16 protein-coding genes are annotated in these 20,169 nt (G+C 60.6%); 4 read left to right on the top strand and 12 right to left on the bottom strand.

Annotated features, from left to right (window positions below; all coding sequences use genetic code 11):
• Positions 1–95: 95 nt before the first annotated feature.
• The 9 genes from recC to rppH form a co-directional block, all read right to left on the bottom strand.
• The gene (gene recC, locus ACSBQV_RS21035; protein ID WP_099783491.1) at positions 96–3,467 is read right to left on the bottom strand and encodes an exodeoxyribonuclease V subunit gamma; all 3,372 of its coding nucleotides are present in this window, start codon (positions 3,465–3,467) and stop codon (positions 96–98) included.
• A 32-nt stretch (positions 3,468–3,499) separates the two neighbouring features.
• Positions 3,500–3,856, bottom strand: coding sequence for a prepilin-type N-terminal cleavage/methylation domain-containing protein (locus ACSBQV_RS21030; RefSeq protein ID WP_015378915.1), 357 nt, complete (start codon positions 3,854–3,856; stop codon positions 3,500–3,502).
• Positions 3,846–4,292: a YgdB family protein gene (locus ACSBQV_RS21025; protein ID WP_015378916.1), complete on the bottom strand. Its 447-nt coding sequence runs from the start codon at positions 4,290–4,292 to the stop codon at positions 3,846–3,848. Before ACSBQV_RS21025 ends, ACSBQV_RS21030 begins: the two co-directional genes overlap by 11 nt.
• Entirely contained in the window at positions 4,289–4,867 is a 579-nt protein-coding gene (locus tag ACSBQV_RS21020; RefSeq protein ID WP_099783489.1) for a prepilin peptidase-dependent protein, read from the bottom strand. The genes ACSBQV_RS21025 and ACSBQV_RS21020 overlap by 4 nt, the downstream gene beginning before the upstream one ends.
• On the bottom strand, positions 4,861–5,364 hold the full coding sequence (locus ACSBQV_RS21015) for a prepilin peptidase-dependent protein (protein ID WP_099783487.1): 504 nt from the start codon (positions 5,362–5,364) through the stop codon (positions 4,861–4,863). The genes ACSBQV_RS21020 and ACSBQV_RS21015 overlap by 7 nt, the downstream gene beginning before the upstream one ends.
• Before the next feature lie 174 nt (positions 5,365–5,538).
• Positions 5,539–6,333 (bottom strand): thymidylate synthase, encoded by a 795-nt coding sequence (gene thyA / locus ACSBQV_RS21010; protein WP_015378919.1) that lies wholly within the window; start codon positions 6,331–6,333, stop codon positions 5,539–5,541.
• Positions 6,334–6,340: 7 nt separating this feature from the next.
• Complete coding sequence (gene lgt, locus ACSBQV_RS21005) at positions 6,341–7,213, bottom strand: prolipoprotein diacylglyceryl transferase (RefSeq protein WP_015378920.1); 873 nt, start codon at positions 7,211–7,213, stop codon at positions 6,341–6,343.
• Between the two features lie 222 nt (positions 7,214–7,435).
• Positions 7,436–9,682 (bottom strand): phosphoenolpyruvate--protein phosphotransferase, encoded by a 2,247-nt coding sequence (gene ptsP / locus ACSBQV_RS21000; RefSeq protein ID WP_033644849.1) that lies wholly within the window; start codon positions 9,680–9,682, stop codon positions 7,436–7,438.
• A gap of 12 nt (positions 9,683–9,694) precedes the next feature.
• Complete coding sequence (rppH, locus tag ACSBQV_RS20995) at positions 9,695–10,222, bottom strand: RNA pyrophosphohydrolase (RefSeq protein ID WP_004931849.1); 528 nt, start codon at positions 10,220–10,222, stop codon at positions 9,695–9,697.
• A gap of 696 nt (positions 10,223–10,918) precedes the next feature.
• Here rppH and mutH point away from each other — a divergent pair.
• The 4 genes from mutH to ACSBQV_RS20975 all read left to right on the top strand — a co-directional run bounded on the left by mutH (position 10,919) and on the right by ACSBQV_RS20975 (position 14,042).
• Entirely contained in the window at positions 10,919–11,605 is a 687-nt protein-coding gene (gene mutH / locus ACSBQV_RS20990; protein ID WP_033644848.1) for a DNA mismatch repair endonuclease MutH, read from the top strand.
• 100 nt (positions 11,606–11,705) lie between these two features.
• A complete protein-coding gene (locus ACSBQV_RS20985) occupies positions 11,706–12,422 on the top strand; it encodes a TerC family protein (RefSeq protein ID WP_033644847.1) in 717 nt (238 codons plus the stop codon).
• A gap of 155 nt (positions 12,423–12,577) precedes the next feature.
• Positions 12,578–12,796 carry a YgdI/YgdR family lipoprotein gene (locus ACSBQV_RS20980; RefSeq protein WP_016929923.1) on the top strand — a complete coding sequence of 73 codons (219 nt, stop codon included), beginning with the start codon at positions 12,578–12,580 and terminating at the stop codon, positions 12,794–12,796.
• Positions 12,797–13,001: 205 nt separating this feature from the next.
• Positions 13,002–14,042 carry an NADP(H)-dependent aldo-keto reductase gene (locus tag ACSBQV_RS20975; protein ID WP_099783485.1) on the top strand — a complete coding sequence of 347 codons (1,041 nt, stop codon included), beginning with the start codon at positions 13,002–13,004 and terminating at the stop codon, positions 14,040–14,042.
• A gap of 32 nt (positions 14,043–14,074) precedes the next feature.
• On the opposite strand, the gene lplT is transcribed toward ACSBQV_RS20975, so the two are convergent.
• The 3 genes from lplT to ACSBQV_RS20960 all read right to left on the bottom strand — a co-directional run bounded on the left by lplT (position 14,075) and on the right by ACSBQV_RS20960 (position 20,014).
• Positions 14,075–15,259: a lysophospholipid transporter LplT gene (gene lplT / locus ACSBQV_RS20970; RefSeq protein WP_033644843.1), complete on the bottom strand. Its 1,185-nt coding sequence runs from the start codon at positions 15,257–15,259 to the stop codon at positions 14,075–14,077.
• Positions 15,259–17,412, bottom strand: a complete 2,154-nt coding sequence (gene aas, locus ACSBQV_RS20965) for a bifunctional acyl-ACP--phospholipid O-acyltransferase/long-chain-fatty-acid--ACP ligase (protein ID WP_099783483.1) — start codon at positions 17,410–17,412, stop codon at positions 15,259–15,261. Before aas ends, lplT begins: the two co-directional genes overlap by 1 nt.
• A gap of 343 nt (positions 17,413–17,755) precedes the next feature.
• On the bottom strand, positions 17,756–20,014 hold the full coding sequence (locus tag ACSBQV_RS20960; protein WP_099783481.1) for a molybdopterin guanine dinucleotide-containing S/N-oxide reductase: 2,259 nt from the start codon (positions 20,012–20,014) through the stop codon (positions 17,756–17,758).
• Positions 20,015–20,169: the final 155 nt, after the last annotated feature.

Below are 20,169 nucleotides of genomic sequence, written 5' to 3'. Positions count from 1 at the left end.
CTGTACGTTATGTAAGACCGGGAATTACCCCAATGGTTGAATATAACCTTCGTTATTTTTACCACCTCCCGCCGCACAGCACCACCGGGGGATTGTTACCCCAGATTATGACGCGCCACCGGCAGCAGATAACGCTCTGTTTCGGCCAGTATTTGCGCCAGGTAGTCATTGTCCAATTGGCGGAACACTCGCTGAACATAGGGATCTTCCCCTTCTCCGGGAATGCGCTGATCGCCCTGCCAAGCCTGCAGCAATTTGGCGCGAGCCTTTGTTTGCGCTTCTTCCTCCCAGTCGATTTGCTGCGTTTCCGGCTGATAGCACTGACTCAGCCACGCCCAGCCGCTCTTGTTCAGCAACAGCAGCGGCTGACACAGACCGCGCTGATAGCCCGCCAGCAGTTCCGCCAGCTGCGCCTGCGCGTCTTCGGGCGCAAGCGCGGCAAAGCGCCAGGCGGAGTTCTTGCGACCGTACATGCGGCTCTCGCCGGTGCCGCCGGCGCAGCAGTACACCAGGTGCTCCAGCCACAGCAATATGCCGTCCACCGCCGACAACGTGGCGGGCCGCCAGCGCAACAGGCCGTCATCCTGCACCTGATGCAGCCAGCCGCTGAGACGTACGCCGGCGATATCGATATCCAGCTCCAGGCTATGGCTCTCTGCGCGTTCCGCACGCACCTGCTCGGCCAGTTCGCTCATCTCTTCCTGCTGCTTTTGCCAATAGATCTCGCCGAAGGCGCCATAGGGCAACCCCCCGGCGGCGCGCACCCGTTGGAACAACCGTTCGGGATCGTCGCCGTCAATCAGGGTATTCAGCAGTTGGCTGTTGAACTGGTAGCGGCTGAGGTTATCCAGCGTGAAGGGCTCTTCGTCCGGCAGCTCGGTCTCTTCCAGGATAAAGCTGACGCCCAACCGCAGCTGGAAGAAGGCGCGAATAGGATGGCGGTAAAACCGCAGCAGCTCATCCAACGCTATTTGCTGCAGCGTTTCGGCGGGCAGCGGCTGGTTGAAGGCCGGGTGCGCCGCCCCGCGCCCGTCGGCGGCGGGCAGCCACTCGGCGGCATAGCTTTGCACTTCCGAGCCCGGCAAGAAATTCTCGGCGGCGAACGGCATGCGCGCATGCCACTTCAGCAAATGCTCGCCCACTCGCCGGGCGCTGTCGTCTGCGGTGCGCGCCTCGTCTCCCGGCAGGCAATAGCTTTGCTCCAGATACTCCAGCAGCTCGGTAACCAGCACCGAAGGATAGCGCGGGCTGTTGTCCTGAATGGAACGGCCAATGAAGCTGATATACAGCCGTTGTTGCGCGGACAGAATCGCCTCCAGGAACAGATAGCGGTCGTCATCGCGCCGGCTGCGGTCGCCGCGCTTGACCTGCTGCGCCATCAGATCAAAACCCAACGGCGGCAACGTGCGCGGATACACGCCGTCGTTCATGCCCAGCAGGCACACCACCTTGAACGGAATCGAGCGCATCGGCATCAGCGTACAGAAGTTGATTTGCCCGGCGAGGAAGCGCTGGCTGATGCGTTCCTGATCGAGGCGCGTCGCCAAATCGTCGCGCAGAATCGTCAAGGGCACGTCATCCGGATAGCGCGCCGCCAGGCCAAAATTGATGGCCTGCTGCCACTGCTGCTCGATCAATGCCAGCACCACTTCGGTCTCGCTATCCGCTTCGAAGAAGGCATCCAGCAGCTGTCGGCACAGCGGTAGCCACGCCTCGAGCGAGCGCGCTTCGCTCAAGACTTGCCGCCAATGGCTCAATTGGGCCAGCAGATCCGCCAACTGCCCCGCCAGTTCGGCGACCAACCCGCTCGACTCGTCGTAAGGCAAAATGCCCTGCCAATCGCCGGCGTTGCTGTCCATCGCGTAGCCGAGCAGCATGCGCGTAATGCCGAATCGCCAGGTGTGCTGGCCCGTGGCGGGCAGATCCAGTTCGCGCACGTTATCGTCGTCCAGCCCCCAGCGCACGCCGGATTCACCGACCCAGTGACGCAACAGGCGCAGCCCCTCTTCGCCAATGGCGAAACGGGCGGCCAGGGCCGGCACTTCCAGCAGCGCCAGCACCTGTTCCGAAGTAAAGCGGCTTTGCGGCAAATCGAGCAGTGAGATGAACGCCTGCAAAGCCGGATGCGCCTGCCGCGCTTTACGGTCAGAAATGGCGAACGGCAGGTAGCGCTCGGCGGGAGCATTGCCGAACACGGCCTGAATATAAGGCGTATAGCTGTCGATATCCGCCACCATCACGATGATGTCGCGCGGCGTCAACGCGGGATCCTGCGCGAGCATGGTCAGCAGTTGATCGTGCAGCACCTCCACTTCCCGCTGTGGGCTGTGGCAGGCGTGCAGGCTGAGGGAACGATCTTGCGGATCGAGCCTGCGCTTGCTGAAACTGCTTTCCAGCGTTTCCGCCGTGATGCCGATCACCGCGTGATCTTCCAGCTCCAGCATATCGCGTTGAACGGCGTGCAGCATGGTATCCGCCGGGATATCGACAAAGGCGTCGACCTCTTGCGCCCCTTCCATCTGCGACAGCAAATAGAGGTGATCGCGCCCGAGCTTGCCCCAGGAAGCCAGCAGCGGGTTACTGAGCTGCTGCTGCCCTTCAGCGTCAAACAGACGCGCCGCGTCGGCCGGCTCGCGAAACAGCCCTTGCTCGCGCGCCTGATGATAGTGACGGCGCTTGCGGCTCTGCAAGCGGGCCAGGAAAGCGTAATCCTGAATGTCGCCCCAGTAATAACGACAAGGGTTGGTGAACATCAGGTGGATATCGATATGCCGCCCCAGCGCCTGCAGCGCCTCCAGATAGACCGGCGGCAACGCCGAGATGCCGCAGATAAACACCCGCGGCGGCAAACCGGGCGGACACGCTGTTGCCTGCTCCAGCGCGTGGATAAAGCGGCTATACAGATTGGCGCGGTGCCATTCCGGCTGCCCCAATTCGCGCGTGTACTCCACCAGCCGTGCCCAGAGCGGCGCCTGCCACTGCTGAGCCTCGGGCAGACCGTCGATGCGTTCGCCGCGCTGCCAGCTCTCCAGCCACTGCGGGCGATAAACCAAATACTGGTCGAACAGGTCGGCAACCCGGCCGGCCAATTGGTGGATTTTTCGCTTGTCGCCGTCATCGGTGAGATAGTGCTGCAGTGGCGCGAACGCCGGCTGGGTCAGCATCTCCGGCAGCAGCCACATCAGCTTCCAGGTCATGGCGTCCTTGCTGAAGGCGCTCTCTTTCGGGATATCCGGCAACACTCGGGTGAACATGTCCCAAATGAAGGTCGCCGGCAGCGGAAACGCGACATTGGCGGCGATGCCGAACTGCTCCGCCAGCTGCATTTGCAGCCATTGCGCCATACCGGGGCTCTGAACCAGCACCACTTCCTGTTGAAAAGGATCGGCCAACGGATCTCTGGCTATCAGCGCGCTGGTCAGCGTTTTCAATAAATCCAGCTGATTGGAATGATAAACCGTGAACATGATGGCTCCTTTAAAACAAGATACGTACCGGCTCAAAAACGGGTGCAATACCAGCGGCTCAGCGTCGCCCACTGCCGTTGCGGAGTTTGTACTCTGACCGTCAATCGGCGGCAATCAGCATCCGCGCCGTCGAACGCCGTCTCGCGTCGCCAGCCTTCCGGCAGCGGTTCGGCATCGAGCCGACCGGTGACGGCGAACGCCTCCAACTGCTGATGCGCCATCACCCAGGCTTGCCGGTAGTGCCACTGGCGCTGGAACGACTGCAACAGCACCTGATGATACTGTAACAAGCCCAGCAGCGACACCGAGAACAACAATGCTGCCACCAACACTTCCGGCAGGCTGAAGCCGTTGCGGGATAACCGCCCTGCGCGAGCGTTAACCCTCACAGTCGGCCGGCCTTTTCTCGGGGCAAAAATCCAGCCGGCCGCCCGGCTGCGCTTGCACCCTGCCGACCGATTCCGCACCGTCAAACGCGCCCCATTGATACAGCCAAAGCGGCTCACCGCCGCGCATCTCCCCAAGGCCGCGTACCGTCACGACGCCCGCTCTGGCAGACAGCCGGGCGCAGGCCGTCAGTTCCGCGCGCTGCCTGCATAACCAGGCCGCCGCACTCAGCTCGGCGCGCGGCCAACGCTGGAGCATGCCCCAACTCAGCGCCGAAGCGGCCTGATTGTAAGCCTGGAGGTAGCGCTGCTGATCGGCGGCCAGTAACAGCGCGTTATCCAATTGCCGGTGCTGGGCATTGAGCAACATCAACCCCAACGCCAACAGCAACATTACCGCCGCCAAAGTGCTGCCGCCTCGCTGGCTCCGCCGGTTCATGGCAACGCCGCCATTTCGACGCTCCCGCTCAGGCTGCGCCTGATACGCGCATCGCCGACAGAGCGCCCCGCCAGAGTCAAACGGGCCAGCGCACCGCCATGCTCCCCGCGCTCTATCGCCACATGAAACCGCTCAATGCGCACTTCGTCACGATCGAGCAGCCGCTCCCAGCCGCCGCCGTCGCATTGGCTTACGCCACGCTGCCCTTCCAAGCCGCCATTGCGCAGCCGATAACCGAAATAACCTGCATCCTCGCCCGAGGTGAGCCATTGCCCGCTGCGGGTGATGTCGTAAGCGACGATAACGCAGCTGCCCGCCGCTTCTCCCGCCGCCTGGCCGATCAGCAGCGGGCGGCCGGCGCACTGCCCGGCACAGAAACCGGCGCGGCGCAGGTCTTTCTCGATGCCGAACGCCAGTTGCCGCAGCGTTGACTCCAGCCGAAAATGCTGGCCGACGGCCACGTTTTGCTGGCGCAACAGCGGATAGGTTTTCGCGGCGCCGAGCGCGATCACGCTACCGAACACCAGCGCCAACATCACCTCCGGCACGGTAAAACCGCGTTCGACAGTCAGCATGGCGCGATCCCCCTTATCCGGAGCCCTTCGCTGCACAAACGCAGCCGCCCTCGGGCGGACAGCACCAGCCGCAGGCCGCCTGCCTCGTTGCTGAGTAGGATATGCCCCGCCTGCGCGGTATTGCGCAAGCCGTAAAACCCGATCTCTTTGTCGGTGTAGCCGTTCAAAACGACATCGCGGTAAGACGGTGAGAAAACGGAACCCTCGGCGGAAGCGCAATCCGGCGGCGGCACACCGCCGCCCAGGCACCAGGGCGTGCCGTTCTTGAACCACAGCAGCGTCGTGCGGTTGCGCCAGTTGGCGTCCGCCTGCAGCCGCAGTAAAAACGCCAGCAGCTGCTGGGCAGTATGTTCCAGGCGCAACGTTTGCTGATGGTGGCGCCATTGACCGACGCCCCAGCCGGTGAGCATGCCGGCGATCAGGAGCGCCGCCAACAGCTCAATCAGCGTCATGCCACGCTGGCGGTCATCGATGTTCGAGAGCGTATTTTCTTTCATGCGGCCAGTTTAAGGGCCGTAACAAGGCGGTAAAGCCGCATGCGCAAGCCTTGCGGCAAGCTGCGCAATGTTTTCCCTATAGCGACAAATGGCGACAATAAAATGCGGCGCGGCGCGCAATGCGGATAAAAAAAGGGGCGCAATCGCTGCGCCCCTGGTGTGATGCGGTTAAGGTCAGATCGCGACCGGCGCCTTGATGGCCGGGTGCGGATCGTAACCTTCGATCTCGAAGTCTTCGAAACGGTAATCGAACAGCGAAGCCGGCTTGCGTTTGATCACCAGCTTCGGCAACGGACGGGGTTCACGCGTCAACTGCAGCTTCGTCTGTTCCATATGATTACTGTACAGATGGGTATCGCCACCGGTCCAGACGAAGTCGCCGACGTCCAAATCGCACTGCTGCGCCATCATATGCACCAACAGCGCGTAGCTGGCGATGTTGAACGGCAGGCCGAGGAACACGTCGCAGGAACGCTGGTACAGCTGGCAAGAGAGCTTGCCGTCCGCCACGTAGAACTGGAAGAACGCGTGGCACGGCGCCAGCGCCATCTGGTCCAGCTCACCGACGTTCCAGGCGGAAACGATGATGCGGCGCGAATCCGGATCTTGTTTCAGCTGCTGGAGCACGTTGCTCAGCTGATCGATCTGACGACCGTCCGCCGCGCCCCAGGCTCGCCACTGCTTGCCGTACACCGGGCCGAGATCGCCGTTTTCATCGGCCCACTCGTCCCAAATGGTGACCTTGTTGTCACGCAGATAGGCGATGTTGGTATCGCCGTTCAGGAACCACAACAGCTCATGAATGATCGAACGCAGATGACATTTCTTGGTGGTCACCAACGGGAAGCCTTCCTGCAAATTGAAACGCATCTGGTGGCCGAAAATCGACAACGTGCCAGTGCCGGTACGGTCGGCTTTAGGAGTGCCCTCGGCGAGCACCTTGTTCATCAAATCCAGATACTGTTTCATTTGTCCCTCACGACAGTTGTTGCTGCGGGCGACGACGGTACGCCCAAATCATCATAATAACACCGGCCACCACCATCGGGATGGACAGGATCTGCCCCATGCTGATCACGCCGTCGAACAGGCCAAGCTGGGCATCCGGCTGGCGGAACGCTTCAACGATGATGCGGAATGCGCCATAACCGATCAGGAACAGGCCCGATACGGCACCCATCGGCCGCGGCTTGCGGATGAACAGGTTCAGAATGATAAACAGCACCACGCCTTCAAGCAGCAGTTCATACAGCTGGGACGGGTGACGCGGCAGCACGCCGTACTGATTCAGCAGCGGCAGCAGAGAAGGATCGGCGGCGGCGAGCGCCACGTCTTCGCTGCGCGAGCTTGGGAACAGCATCGCCCAAGGGGTGTCGGTGGTCACGCGGCCCCACAGTTCACCGTTGATGAAGTTGCCGAGGCGGCCGGCGCCCAAACCGAACGGGATCAATGGCGCGATAAAATCGGAAACCTGGAAGAAGGTGCGTTTGGTGCGGCGAGCGAACCAGAACATCACCAGAATCACCCCCATCAATCCGCCGTGGAACGACATGCCGCCATCCCAGACTTTAAACAGATAGAGCGGATTATCCAGGAACAACGGCAGGTTGTAGAACAGCACATAGCCCACGCGGCCGCCGACGAATACGCCCAGGAAACCGGCGTAGAGCAGGTTTTCCACTTCGTCTTTGGTCCAGCCGCTGCCCGGCTTGTTGGCGCGGCGCACCGCCAGCCACATGGCAAAAACGAAGCCGACCAGATACATCAGGCCATACCAATGCAAAGAAACCGGGCCAATGGAGAAAATGACCGGATCAAATTTAGGAAACGCCAGATAGCTATTGCTCATCTATCACCACAACATGTCTGTTATTTTTCCCCATGCGGGGGCGGCAGGTGCCAAACGTCGGCGCAGGTTGTCACACGCCTTTCAAACAGCAGCGTTGGCCGCTGCGGTTTGCAAGACGACGAACATGCGTCGCGCTGAGGTTGCGCATCATAACATAGGCTTAGCGCGGTCCGGGCCGGCAGCGCGGGAAAAGTTCTGTAAAAAAATCACATCGCGCGGCGATTATCTGCCGCCGCGAATCAACCCGCCCATGCCGCGTCGCTCCATAAACGCCGCCACCAAATGGCGCACTTCCGTGGTCATTTGGGTGTTCAACACCCGGTGCGCCAACACTTCGGCGTCGGCAAGATCGATATGCCGCAGCAGGTATTTGATGCGCGCCACGCTGCGTCCGTTCATGCTCAGATTGCGATAGCCCATGCCTACCAGCAACAGCGCGCCCATCGGATCGCCGGCCAGTTCACCGCACAGGCTAAGCTGCAGCCCGGCCGCTTTCCCCTGTTCGGCGATCAGCTTCAGCACCTGCAGCATCGCGGGATGCAGGCTGTCGTACAGCGAGGCTACCCGCGTGTTGTTGCGATCCACCGCCAGCAGGTACTGGGTCAAATCGTTGGTACCTACCGAGATGAAGTCGACGCGCCCCGCCAAATGCGGGATCAGGAAAATCATCGACGGCACTTCCAGCATCACGCCGATTTTCGGTTTCGGGATCGCGTAGCCAAGCACCTCTTCCACCTCGCGCCCGGCGCGGTCAATCAAGCGCTTGGCCTCATCGACCTCTTCCAGGCTGGTGACCATCGGCAGCAAAATGCCCAGGTTGCCGGTGCCGGCATTGGCGCGCAGCATGGCGCGCACCTGTATCAAAAAAATCTCCGGCTGGTCCAGAGTGATGCGAATGCCGCGCCAGCCCAGGCAGGGATTTTCTTCGCTGATCGGCATGTAGGGCAGTTGCTTGTCGGCGCCGATGTCCAGCGTGCGCAGCGTGACCGGTTTGTTGGGGTAAAGCTGCAGCATGCCTTGATACTGCGCGACCTGTTCTTCTTCAGAAGGGAAACCGCTTTGCAACATGAACGGAATTTCAGTGCGGTACAACCCCACGCCGTCCACCCGGCCGCCCAACAGCTGTTCATGTTCCGGGCTGAGGCCGGCGTTCAACATCACCTGAACGCGTTCGCCGCTTTTCAACTGCGCCGGCTGTTCGACGTCGTCTTCCGCCAGCTTGCTCAGTTCCTGTTCTTCGCTGATCAGCCGTTGATATTCCTGCACCAGCACCGGCTCAGGATCGACCAGCAGTTCGCCGCGATATCCATCAACGATCAGCAGCCGCTGGCTGAGCAGAGAAGGCTGGATGTCGGCGCCCATCACCGTCGGGACCCCCATCGCCCGCACCAAAATCGCCGCATGCGAATTGGCGGCGCCGTCGCGCACGACCACGCCAACCAGGCGATCCTGCGGCACTTCGGCCAGCAATGTCGCGGTCAGTTCATCCGCCACCAGCACAAAACGCGCCGGCCACTGGGTGGCGCCCTGAGTGGTGTCGTCGAGGTGGAACAGCAGGCGCTGGCCCAGCGCACGCAGGTCGCTGCCGCGCTCGCGCATATAGGTGTCCTGCAGTTTGGCGAACTGTTCGGCAAAGGCTTCTATCACCTGCTTCACCGCCCATTCCGCCACCGAGCCGTTGTCAATTTCGGCGAACAATTCGCGCTTGAGGCGGGCGTCGTTTAGCAGGTGAGAATAAAGATCGAAGATCGCCGCGCTCTCTTTTTGCGAGCTGGCGGCAAAACGCTTGCTGAAGCGGCGAAATTCCGCGCCGGCCTCTTCCAACGCCAACGTCAGGCGCTCGCGCTCGCTGGCGGTGTCCAGCGTCGACGCGCGGTAAACCTGATCGAGCGAAGGCTGGCTGCTGTCCTGCCACCCTTCCGCCACCGCTACGCCGGGCGAGGCCGCCAGCGCGCGCACGCGCGTTTGGCGATACTGGCCGAAAATGGCATTAAGCTGCGACTGTGAAAGGATCCCGGCCATCTGCGTGGCCAGGGTAACCATGAACGACTCTTCGCTTTCGTCAAACTGGCGCAGCTCTCGCTGCTGCACCACCAACACCCCCAACAGCTGGCGCCGGTGAATGATCGGTACCCCGAGGAAGGATCGGAAGCGATCCTCTTTGACCTGCGGAACGTACTTGAAGCTGGGATGGCTTTGGGCATCGGCCAGGTTGATGGGTTCGGCCCGGCGGCCGACCAACCCGACGACACCTTCGTCAAACGCCAATGCGATAGTGCGCCCGCGCGGCTTTTTCAGCCCGCGCGTGGCCATCAGGTAGTAACAGCGGCGATCGTTGTCCGCCAGGTAAATGGAGCACACTTCGGTGTCCATCGCCAGACAGGTTTCATTGACCAGCAGATCCAGCGCATCCGTCAGACTGGCCGCCGCGGCCACCTTCTCTACAATTTCTCGCAAGCGCGTGAGCATAGTCGGCTTAACTTAACCTCTCTTTCGGCGATAAGCGGGGGCCTGCCGCGGCGCCGCCTGCTCTTGCATCGGCATCACGGTCACGGCGAATTCTTTCATCACCCGGCGGTAGACGTCGCGTTTAAACGACACCACCTGGCGCACCGGATACCAGAAGCTCACCCAGCGCCAACCGTCGAACTCCGGTGTGCTGCTGCGCTGCATGTTGATATCAGCGTCATTGCACAGTAGCTGCAACAAAAACCATTTTTGCTTTTGGCCGATACAAACCGGCTTTGTGTCCCAACGCACCAAACGTTTCGGCAATTTATAGCGCAACCAGTTGCGGGTCGAAGCCAGGATGCGCACATCCTTTTTACTCAGCCCCACTTCTTCGAACAGCTCACGGTACATCGCCTGCTCCGCAGTTTCGCCAGGGTTAATCCCACCTTGGGGAAACTGCCAGGAGTGCTGACCGTAACGGCGGGCCCATAAGACCTGCCCCTGACGATTACAGATTACGATACCAACATTCGGGCGGTAGCCATCATCATCGATCACCGGACTACCTCGATAAGCTTAAATTCGCATAGATGTCCTGATTGTTTCACACAAGCTACAGGCGGTAAACCACTGCTTTACGGCGCTGCGGGCCGGATAACATTGGGATAACTCACAGATATAGGCAAAGTTATAAACATGCATCGGCATTTCAGACCGGTTTTATTCACTTTTTCTGTGGATAGGTGTGTGTAGAACTCGAGGGATAAGCCGGTAAAACTCTCGTCCCCGAAAATCCCCCCTCACACAGATAAAACAATATTATTTATAAAAACATATAATTAACCAATATCCCACAGTTATGTACAGGGCAAAAATGTGATCTATGCACGGTAAGGATCTTACCCTGGCGAAAGATCCACCAACGCCGTTTTTATCCACAGATTATCCGGGCAAGTTACGCACAAAACGGACAAATTCGTAAAAAACCGCCCGAGTCAAGGCTGTAAATTGAACCAGTGATCGGTAAAAATTTGGGTTATCCCATAAATCTGTGGATAAATAGGTGTAAGATCCTGTTTATTGTCGGTGGCTTCAGGTGAACAAGCCTCGCGGGTGCATTGTCGCCCGCGCAAGGAAAGAAAAAAAGTCATGTAAAATCATGCTACTATTATTCTTTTCCCCAGGCGACTGGGGTTACCGTTTCCCGTGTATCTTTGCAGTACGTTTTTCAACCAAATTCGACAGGCTTGATTTATGGCGTTTTTATCCCCTCTGCCGCCCCCGCCGGAAAATGAACGGCAGCTGTTCGAGCGCGCTCAGGCGCTGGCCGGCTTCAGTTTTGGCGAACTGGCCGCCCGCGCGCAGTTGCCGATCCCCAAGGATCTGAAACGCGATAAAGGCTGGGTGGGCATGCTGCTGGAGCTGTACCTCGGCGCCATGGCCGGCAGCAAACCGGAACAGGATTTTCCTGAGCTGGGCATTGAGCTGAAAACCATTCCTGTCGACGCCGCCGGCAAACCGCTGGAGACCACTTTCGTCTGCGTGGCCCCGCTCACCGGCAACAGCGGCGTCACCTGGGCCAGCAGCCACGTTCGCCACAAGCTGGCGCGCGTGTTGTGGATACCGGTAGAGGGCGAACGGCAAATCCCGCTGGCGCAGCGCCGCGTCGGTTCGCCGCTGCTGTGGAGCCCGAGCGCTGCAGAAGAAGAGATGCTGCGCCGCGATTGGGAAGAGCTGATGGATCTGATTGTGCTCGGTCACGTAGAACGCATCACCGCACGCCACGGCGAAGTGCTGCAACTGCGCCCCAAAGCGGCCAACAACAAGGCGCTCACCGAAGCCATCGGCGAACAGGGGCAACCTATCATGACGCTGCCGCGCGGTTTCTATCTGAAAAAGGGTTTTACCGGCGCGCTGCTGGCAAGACATTTCTCAATCTAGGCGATTTCGTTTAACTCTGGTTTAGCTAGCCCTGTCAGCGCCACGATAAACGCGTATAATTCACCCTTTGCATTTATTAAGTATTAAGGTGTGTCGGGCAATGTTCGAATGGATTATGGATCCCAATGCCTGGTTAGCGTTAGGTACGCTAACCATTCTTGAGATCGTACTGGGTATTGATAACATCATTTTTCTGTCGCTGGTGGTGGCGAAGCTGCCCAAAGCGCAACAGAACAAAGCTCGCCGAATGGGCTTGGCCGCCGCCATGCTGATGCGCCTGGCGCTGCTGGCCTCCATCGCCTGGGTGATCCGCTTGACGCACCCGCTGTTCACCGTGCTGGATCACGCCATTTCCGCCCGCGATCTGATCCTGCTGCTCGGAGGATTGTTCCTGATCTGGAAAGCCAGCAAAGAGATCCACGAAACCATCGAAGGCACGGAAGAAGAGCACCACACCAAGGTGCACAGCTTCTTCGGCGCGATCGTACAGATCATGCTGTTGGATATCATCTTCAGTCTGGATTCGGTGATTACCGCCGTAGGCCTTTCCGATCACCTGTTCATCATGATGGCGGCGGTGGTGATTGCCGTCGGCGTGATGATGTTCGCCGCACGGCCGATCGGCGAATTCGTCAATCGCCATCCGTCGGTGAAAATGCTGGCGCTGGCGTTCCTGATCCTGGTGGGCTTCACGCTGATGCTGGAAAGTTTCCAGGTGCACGTGCCGAAAGGCTACATCTACTTCGCCATGTTCTTCTCCATGTCGGTAGAAGCGCTCAATCTGATGCGCAGCAAGAAAAACCGTTCGCCGGAATAACCCTACGCGGAGGCCGCCATCGGCGGCTTCCGCCGTTTCGTTGCCCCCTCATTTCAGTTTTTCTTATCAGATAAAGACTTATCTGAGACGCTCTCTGCCAAGAGTTTGCTAATCTTGAAAGAACATTGTTTTCTGCATAATCGAGGATCCGCAGGATGAAAAAGTGGGTAATGGCAGTGTCTGCGCTGGTTATGGCCGCCGGTTTGGCGGGATGTTCCAGCGACTACGTCATGGCGACCAAAGACGGCAACATGATCCTGACGCAAGGCAAACCGGAGATCGACACAGACACCGGGCTCATCAGTTATAAAGATGAGAAAGGCAATCACCGCCAGATCAACGGCGATCAGGTTTCCCAGGTTATCGAACGCTAATCACCGCACGCCGGCTATCGCCCGCTCGAGCGCGGTAGCCCTCATTCGTGTCCGCACGGAATCCGCTTCCCCCATCTTCACCGCTTGGTTATAGTCAGGAAAGGCGACATCGCCGCCCGACGGACTTTGCGCCGTCTTCTGAATTGGGCTCCTGTTTCACCGGGCCGCACGGCCCGTCAGCGCTAACAAGAAAGGAAGGCCGTTAATGCAATACCACCGTATTCCCCACAGTTCTTTAGAAGTGAGCGTGCTGGGACTGGGCACCATGACCTTTGGCGAACAGAACAGCGAAGCCGACGCCCATGCGCAACTGGACTATGCATTGGCCGCAGGCGTGAACCTAATTGATACCGCCGAACTGTACCCGGTGCCGCCCCGCCCGGAAACCCAGGGCCTGACCGAAAGCTATATCGGCAGTTGGATCAAAGCGCGCAGCAATCGCGAAAAAATCGTCCTGGCCAGCAAAGTCTCAGGCCCGGTGCGCGGCACTGACAGCAGCATCCGCCCGCAGCAGGCGCTCGATCGCAAAAACATCCGCGCCGCTCTGGACGCCAGCCTCAAGCGGCTGAACACCGATTATCTCGATCTTTACCAATTGCACTGGCCGCAGCGCGCCACCAACTGCTTTGGCAAACTCAACTATCAATATACCGATGACAAAGCCACGGTCACGCTGCTGGAAACCCTGGAGGCGCTGACCGAGCAGGTGCGCGCCGGTAAAATTCGCTATATCGGGGTATCCAACGAAACGCCCTGGGGCGTGATGCGCTATCTGCAACTGGCGGAGAAACACGAGCTGCCGCGCATCGTGTCGATTCAAAACCCGTACAGCCTGCTGAACCGCAGCTTTGAGATTGGCCTGGCCGAAATCAGCCAGCACGAAGGAGTAGAACTGCTGGCCTATTCCAGCCTGGCGTTCGGCACGCTGAGCGGTAAATACCTCAACGGCGCTAAACCGGCCGGTGCGCGCAATACGCTGTTCACCCGCTTCAACCGTTATTCAGGGCAGCAAACCCAACGGGCGATCGCCGAATACGTGGCGCTGGCCAAAAAACACGGGCTGGATCCTTCGCAGATGGCGTTGGCCTTCGTGCGTCAGCAGCCGTTCGTCGCCAGCACCCTGCTGGGCGCCACCTCGGTGGAGCAGTTGAAAATCAACCTCGACAGCCTCGACGTGATTCTGGATGAGGACGTGCTGCAGGCGCTCGAAGAAATCCACACCCGGTTTACCATTCCGGCGCCTTGAAGCCGGAGGGCGCAGCCTGGCTGCGCCCCGTTTCACCGCCGCTGCGACCACCACAACGCGCTAATCGCCAGCGCAAACACCACGCCAAACCCTACGCCGACGCCCACCACCGGCACGCCCAGCTTCACGACCAAAGAATACAGGCCCAGCATCAGTAACATCGCGGCGTTTTCACCCAGGTTTTGCACTGCGATCGCATTGCCGGCGCCGACCGAATGTTTGCCCCGCTCCTGCAGCAACGCATTGAGCGGCACGACGAAGAAGCCCCCCAGCATGCCGATGAGCGCCAGCAAGACGTAGGCATTGAGCATGGTCGTTTGCAGCGCAAACACCGCGACCGCGACGCCGATCAGGATCCCGGCCGGCATACAGCGTTTCACCGTTTTAAGCGTGACGAAGCGCGCGGCGGCACCCGCCCCCACCACGATGCCGACGGCCACCATGGCGTTCAGCAGCGTTGGCGTGGCGTTATCGGCGATGCCGAGCGCCACCGGCACCCACAGCACCAGCAGAAAACGCAGCGTCACGCCGGCCCCCCAAAACAGGCTGGTGCCAATCAATGAGAAACGCGTCTGTCCATCGCGCCACAGCGTAACGCAGGCAGCAAAGAAGCTGTGCGTCATGGCCTGAGGACGCCACGAAGCGCCAGGACGCGCCGCCGCCAAACGCGGAATATACAGGTTGGCGACCACCGCGCCCGCGTAAACCAACGCGCAGGCCGCCAGCGCCGCCGCCACGTGCCAGTCCGCCAGAATACCGCCGGCCACCGAACCGGTCAGAATGGCCGCAATGGTCGAAGCCTCGATCAGGCCGTTAGCCTTGACCAGTTTCTCGCCGCTGGTGATCTCGCCCAGAATGCCGTATTTAGCCGGTGAATACGCGGCGGCTCCCACGCCGACCAGGCTGTAACCCAGAAACGGATTCCCCCCAAAACAGATCACCAATGCCCCCGCCAATTTCAGGGCGTTGGCGAACATCATCACCCGCCCTTTGGCAAAGCTGTCGGCGATCTGGCCGACGAACGGAGCCAGAATGATATAGGTGGCGACAAAGGCCATCTGCAGGATCGGCTGGCTCCAGTCCGGATACAGCTGCTGCTTGATCAACGCCAGCGTGGCGAACAGCAACGCATTGTCGCCGAACGCCGAGAGGAACTGCGCGCTGATCACCGCGATCATGCCGCGTGACAACAAAGGGGATTCGGTCGAAGGATTCATCAGGCACTCTCCGGCTGTTCGGCCATATGACGCAGGGTGACGAAATCAGGTTTGCCGCTGCCGAGCACCGGCAACGTTTTCAACAGGCGAATATCGCGCGGCACCGCCAGCTCCGGGCTGCCCAGTTCGCGCGCCACCCGCAGCAATGCCTCGCGGGTAATGGCGGGATCGGTGGTGAACAGCACCAACGCCTCGCCTTTGCTGCTGTCGCTTTTGACCGTGGCGGCATGCAGTTTATCCGGCGACAGCCGTTGCGCCAGCAATTCGACGCTTTCCAGCGACACCATCTCGCCCGCCAGCTTGGCGAAGCGCTTCACGCGCCCGCGAATGGTGCAGTAACCCTGCTCATCCAGGCTGACGATATCGCCGGTGTCATACCAGCCCGGCTGCAGCACGCCGTTCGCATCTTCCGCCGCCGGCGGCTCCAGTTCGCCGGGGCGCTCAACCCGCAGATAGCCTTTCATGATATTCGGCCCCTTCAGCTGCAGACGGCCGCCGTTATCAATACCCGGCACCGCGATCAGACGCGCCTCCATCTGCGGCATGATGCGGCCGACGGTGCCCACCTTGGTCGCCAGCGGCACGTTGATCGAGACCACCGGCGCGCACTCGGTCACGCCATAGCCTTCCAGAATGCGGATGCCGTATTTGTCCTGGTAGATCTGTTTGGTGCTGTCCGCCAGTTTCTCCGCGCCGGCCACGACATAGCGCAGGCGGGCAAAATCATACGGATGCGCGAAGCGCGCATAGTTGTTAAGGAAGGTCGCCGTGCCGAACAGCACCGTGCAGTTACGGTCATACACCAGCTCCGGCACCACGCGATAGTGCAGCGGGCTGGGGTAGAGGAAAATGCGGCTGCCGGTGATCAGCGGCGTAAGCAGCCCCACCGTCAGGCCGAACGAGTGGAACAGCGGCAGCGACGACATGAAGCGGTCGCGCGGCGTGAAATCGGCGATGGTGCGGATTTGTTCTACGTTGGCCAGCAGGCTGGCGTGCGAATGCACCACGCCCTTGGGATGGCCTTCGGATCCGGACGTGAACAGGATCAGCGCCGGGTCCTCCGGACGTTGCGGCAACGCCGCGCGCTGTGGCTGCAGCAAGTGACGCAGGATCCACAGCTTATCCGCCAGCGTGACCGTCTCTTTCAGATCTTCCAGATACACCCAGTTAGCCTGCGGCACCTGTTCCGGCAGGTGGGTCAGTTTGCCTTTCTCCAGAAACTGGCGCGAGGTGACGATGGTCTTGATGCCGGCGGCCGTCATCGCGCTGTTCAGGCCGTTGGCGCCTGCGGTGTAGTTGAGCATCGCCGGGATGCGATTGCGCAGCGAAGCGCCGAAGATCGCCGCCGCGGTAATGGTGGCGTTGGGCAACAGCAGCCCAACGTGCTCCCCCTCGGCGGTAAAGCGCTGCAGAATGCGGCTGACGCCCAGCGATTTCTTGACTAGCGTCTGGTAACTGTCTTCTTTGAAAGCGATGTCTTCGATACACGGCTTGCGGCGCCCATAGCGGTGCTGCGCCGCCAACAAGGCATGGAACAGCGTTTGCGGCTCGCGCGTCTCCATGCGCGCCCGCATCATGATCTGCATCAGCCGATCGCCCGCCAGCGCCCGGCGTTCACGCGCGCGCGGCGCTTCCGGCATCGGCAGCGTGGTCGGCGGCAAGATGCGGATGCTGATTTGCGGGAACCAGCGGATCTTGAACACCCCGGCCATGCGGCCAAACGGGCTGAACTCCGGGCCATCGATCCGCACCGGCACCACGGTCGCGCCCGATTTGGCGGCGATAAACGCCGCGCCGTCGTAAATTTTCATCAGCGCGCCGGTCACGGTGATGCGCCCTTCAGGGAACACCACGATCGGCCGTCCCTGCTCGACCATGCGCACCAGTTGCTTGATGGCCATCGGCTTGGTGGGATCGAGCGAGACAAAATCGATGTAAGGCCGCAGCCAGCGCATAAACCAGCTCTCGCCGATGCTGGCATAGACCGCAAACACCGGTTTTATCGGCAGGAACAGCGCCAGCAGTACACCGTCGAGGAAAGAGACGTGGTTCGGCGTAATCAGTAATTTTTGCCGTTCGGAGTGCTGGACGTCCCCTTCGACCCGTACCCGAAACAACAGGCGAAACAGCGCGCGCAGCAGTGAAAAGATCATGCCCTTCTCCCTTGGCCATGGAGGCGTAAATCGTTGTAGGGAAAAGAATACTATATGGCAGGCAAAAAAAAACCTACGCATCCGCGTAGGTTGGTGCAATTGAAAATGGCTTCAGCATGCAAGGCACGCTGACTTCTCACCAATCAATACCTCTGGGATCACCTACTCTAGAGAGATGGCGTGCAGGAAACTACCGGCGAATCGCAAGAGTTCTGCTCCAAATGCAACCAGCTGTAAATTTCCCACGATCTGCTGTAATAACTCAATGAAACTTAAACCTTACCGCAGCGACGAAAATAAATATAACAACGACGAGCCAGTGACCCAGACGTGAAATATTCACTCATCGTGCGCTGACCTCGACCAGACAGCTCATGGCGTTCGGCCCCTGCGTCAGCGGCGAGGTGCCGATATCCAGCGTCAGCACGTTCGGGTTGCCCGCCTGCTCGACCGGCCGGCGCTGCGCGTCGAAACCCGGCTCGAACCAAGCGCCGGTCGCCATCAGCACCACGCCGCGCGTCACGCCATCGGTGAGCGATACCCCCGCCAGACAGCTGCCGCGCGCGTTGCTGACCAGCACTTCGGCGCCGTCCGCCACGCCGCGCGGCGCCGCATCGTCCGGATGCATGTACAAGGTTTCTCGCCCGGCGGTCTTGTTGCCCTGCGCCAGCGGCGCCGGATCCATCTGGCTATGCAGGCGATCGCTCGGCTGAATGGAGATCAGGTGCAGCGGCCAGTTTTTGGCCTGCGGCGCGCCCAGCCACTCCACCGGCGGCCGCCACTGCGGATGCGGAGCGAAATCTTCGTAGCGATAGCCGGCGATCCGCTCGCTGAACAGCTCTATCTTGCCGCTGGGCGTTTGCAGCGGGTTAGCCTGCGGATCGGCGCGGAACGCGTCAAAAAATACGAACTCTTTAGCCGGCGCGGGCAGCTCGACATAGCCCCGCTGCCAGAAGGCCTCAAACTCGGGCCAGGCGACCCCGGCGCGCTGCTGCGCTGCGCCGCATTGCCGGTAGATAGCTTCGATCCAGGCCCGCTCGTCGCGATTCTCGGTAAAGCGCTCGCGATAGCCGAGACGCTCCGCCAGATCGGCGAAGATATCGAAATCGTTGCGCGCCTGATGCTGCGGCGCAATGGCCTGATGCATCGCCAGCACGTAACGATCGCGCGACGAGCCGCCGATATCGTTACGCTCCAGCGAACTGGTGACCGGCAGCACGATGTCCGCCATTTTGGCCGCCGCCGTCCACCAGATATCTTGAACGATCACCGTGTCCGGCTTCTGCCAGCCCTCCACCAGCCGATTCAACTGCTGATGATGATGGAACGGGTTGCCGCCGGCCCAGTGCACCAAATGGATATCCGGATAATGCCGCGTCTCGCCGCAAAATTGATAGGCCTCACCGGGGTGCAACAGCATGTCGCAGATGCGCGCCACCGGGATCGCCAGCCCGGCCGGATTTTCGCCTACCGGCATGGTCGGCGCAGGCGTGTCCACGCGCGGATTGCCGACGCCGTTCATCGAGCCGTGGCCGAACGAGAAACCGCCGCCCGGCAGCCCCACCTGGCCCAGCATCGCCGACAGCGCGATCATCATCCAATACGGTTGCTCCCCCCGATGCGCGCGTTGCACGGAGTAGGAACAGGTGATGAAACTGCGCACGCCGATCAGTTGCCGCGCCAGCAGCGCGATGCGCGCCGCCGGAATGCCGGTAATGGCGCTGGCCCAAACGGGGGTTTTCGCCACGCCGTCACCGGCGCCGTTCAGGTAATCCGCCAGCTGTTGATAGCCCACGCAGTGGCTGTGCAGGAAGGCTTCATCCTGCGCGCCCAGCCGCTGGATTTCGTAAGCCAGCGCCAGCATCAGCGCCACGTCGGTATTCGGCCGGATCGGGATCCATTCCGCGTTGACGAACTCGGGGCAGTCGTCGCGCATCGGGCTGATGTTGACAACCGGCGTGCCCTTGCGCGCCAGCTTTTGCAGCCAGGGCTTGAGCGCATGTTCCGCCGCGCCGCCGGAAGAGACCTGAGCGTTTTTCAGCGCCAACCCGCCAAACGCCACAAACAGCTCGCAATGCTCCACCACGCTCGGCCAACTGGTGACGCGCCCGGTCAAGGGCGAGAAAGTGCCGATCACATACGGCAGAAAGAACTGCGCCGCGCCCCAGCTGTAGTTGCCCTGCTGATCGACGCCGCCGCCGCCGCTGAAGTAGAACCGCCGCACCAGCGAGCGGGCATGGTGCAGCCGCCCGGCCGACGACCAGCCATAAGAGCCGGTAAACAACCCGGAGGCGCCGTAACGCTCGCGCACCCGGCGATTCTCTTGCGCCACCAAATCGAGCGCCAATTCCCAGTCCACCTCGACGAAATCTTCCCTGCCGCGCAGCGTCCGGTCGCTGCCCTCGCGCTTTTGCAGCCACGAGCGGCGCACCGCCGGCTTGCGGATGCGTTTGTCGGAGTAGACCATCGGGACGATGGAATCGAGCAGCGGCGAAGGGTCAGGATCGTCGACGAAGGGTTCACAACGGATAAGCCGGCCGTCTTCAACCACGGCGGTATAAGCGCCCCAATGGGCGAGCTGCGGATAGCGTTTAATGGACATGGCGTTCTCGGCGCAAATCGGAATGCACAGACGTTACCTCAGCCCGCCGCCAGTGCCAACGTACAAATTGCGCTATCGTTCGGTAGCAGTCGGTTATGCGTACAGACTCGAAGAGATTCTGCAACCGCCACCACAAGTTGCGCACGAGACCGCTT

Source organism: Serratia sp. B501, from assembly GCF_051172315.1.
GTDB classification, from domain to species: Bacteria; Pseudomonadota; Gammaproteobacteria; order Enterobacterales; family Enterobacteriaceae; genus Serratia; species Serratia ureilytica.
This window is presented reverse-complemented; position numbering and strand designations above follow the sequence as displayed.